Genomic DNA, 2,113 nt, shown 5'->3' with positions numbered 1-2,113 from the left:
AAGTTTGGTAAAAGCCGAAAATTCCTCGATCTACGCCACTTCTCTTGGTGACGCAATGCGTCGGCCTTCATAACGCGCCAATATCACACGAAAACGCAGGATCAGAATCGCCGCTAACAAGGTTAACCCCGCGCCTAAACCAATGTAAAAGCCTCGCAGCGATAAGGTCTCTGCCCACGGGCTGTAATGAGACAACCAAAATCCAAACGGAATACTTAAGCCAAACAAAGACGCTGCAAAGGCGATCATAGTTGAACGCGTATCACGGAATCCTCGCAAGGCACCAGTAAATACCGTTTGCAGCATATCGGGGAACTGATAACAGGAAGAGATCAACAAAATGCTCGCCGCCAAAGCCACTACTTCAGTATTGTTACTATAGATATACGGAATCTGATTATGGAAAACTTGAGTAATAATAAAACAGGTACTCACATAAGAAAGCCCTAGCCAAACGATCACTCGAATACGCTTTCTAACGCCGCTAACGCCTTCTTTAGACATGGCTTTCGCGACAACTATCGCTGTCACAGCACTCATCGCCATCATTGGCGTAAACAAGAAAGAAGTGTAAGACATAACGATCTGACCGCCGCCTAACGCTAGATCACCAAAAGATGAAATCAACCACGTCATAGAAGAAAACAAACCGACTTCAAAAGCAAAGGCAAAGCCCGCTGGCGCGCCAACATTCAGTAGAATCGAGAACTTACGTGTATAACGCCACACTAAACGGGTAAATAACGGGGTTTTATTGATAAAACGGTCGTAAACAAAAAACATCGACACCGCTAAATACAAGGATAAAGCAGACGCCAACGCCGCGCCTTTTGCACCCATTTCTGGAAAGCCAAAATTGCCAAAAATCAGCACATAGTTAAATAAGATATTTAGTGCTAGACCGAAACTTGCGACAAACAGCGGAAAACCTGGACGGCCAGCCGCTTCAAACAAATTTTTATACGCAGTCATCAAGGCCAACATAGGAAGAGCAGGTGCGAAAATATACAAGTATGAAACGGAAACTTGTCTTGTTTCTTCTTCCGTCGCCATCAAACCGGCGAAATATGGCAATAAGAAGATCGCCACCAAGCTCGCCAATAAACCAAGCCCTACTGATAAGCCTACCGCTTGCGACATATATAGGTTAACCAGTTTTGGTTGTCGACCATGCAAATGACGCGTCACCAAAGGCGTAAGACCGAATGTCACGCCAATCAAGAAACAACCAACCGGTAGCCATAAACTCGATGCCAAACCAACAGCAGCCAAATGCAATGCGCTGTAATGCCCTAACATGATGGTATCGACCACACTGATCGACAGCTCCAATGTCATCGTCAGAACCATTGGAAATAACAAATGCAGAACTTCTTTTAACACTGGGAAACGCTTAACCACACATCACCGCCGACTATCCATAGAAAACGCAAAAAACGACCGAGCAATTTAACACCGATCGCCATACATTGCACCAAATCACCTATAGGTCGTATATGGACTCCTCTGGGGATGCAACAATAGCGTCCCTATTTTTTAATAAAGAATCATGCGTACTCTACTTGGTTATTAACAATATTTATCAACGGTCATAACAAACTTGCGTTAGCTTTCGTATATTCGGTCTTATTATGGAGAGCTACTCCAGACCTTAACGGCTTTGATTCGCCGTGAACCAAACGCCTTATCGGCGTGACGGCTTTAAAAGCCGATGACCTACTCAGGTTTCATTTGGTTTGCTTGCTAGCTGTTCATTCCGTTCAATCTATATTGCTAACTGTCTCGGTTGGTACTTTCTTTTATTCACTGACTTTTAAAAACCATCATCACTGTGCGACAGGTTGACGATATTCAAGCCCACTTTTCAGCATGGCTGTCGCCATTCTGACCAGTTTGTTGGCGACAGCTACAATGGTTTTATTAAACCCTTTCGTGCTGAGTAATTGTCTTACCCAACAACTCAAGCTGTCTGTTTTTTCTTTAACATGGATGACCAAAGATCGAGCCCCATTGATGATCAATGTACGCAGATACGTATCACCTCGTTTGGTAATCCTGCCGATGGTAACTTTACCGCCGCTACCACTGTGCGCTGGCACAAGGCCGATGCTGG

General features: G+C 44.6%; 2 protein-coding genes. Both read right to left on the bottom strand.

Features of this window, described 5'->3' with window-relative positions:
- Positions 1–30: 30 nt before the first annotated feature.
- A complete protein-coding gene (locus CCS02_RS21960) occupies positions 31–1,401 on the bottom strand; it encodes an MATE family efflux transporter (protein ID WP_232728944.1) in 1,371 nt (456 codons plus the stop codon).
- Between the two features lie 425 nt (positions 1,402–1,826).
- Positions 1,827–2,113, bottom strand: a 287-nt coding sequence (locus CCS02_RS21955) for a transposase (RefSeq protein ID WP_157808024.1), incomplete at its 5' end; no start/stop codon positions are given.

Origin of the sequence: Marinomonas sp. ef1 (genome assembly GCF_002806845.1) — a bacterium.
Lineage (GTDB): Bacteria > Pseudomonadota > Gammaproteobacteria > Pseudomonadales > Marinomonadaceae > Marinomonas > Marinomonas polaris.
The sequence above is the reverse complement of the archived record's forward strand: the minus strand, read 5'-3'. Positions and strand labels throughout refer to the sequence as shown.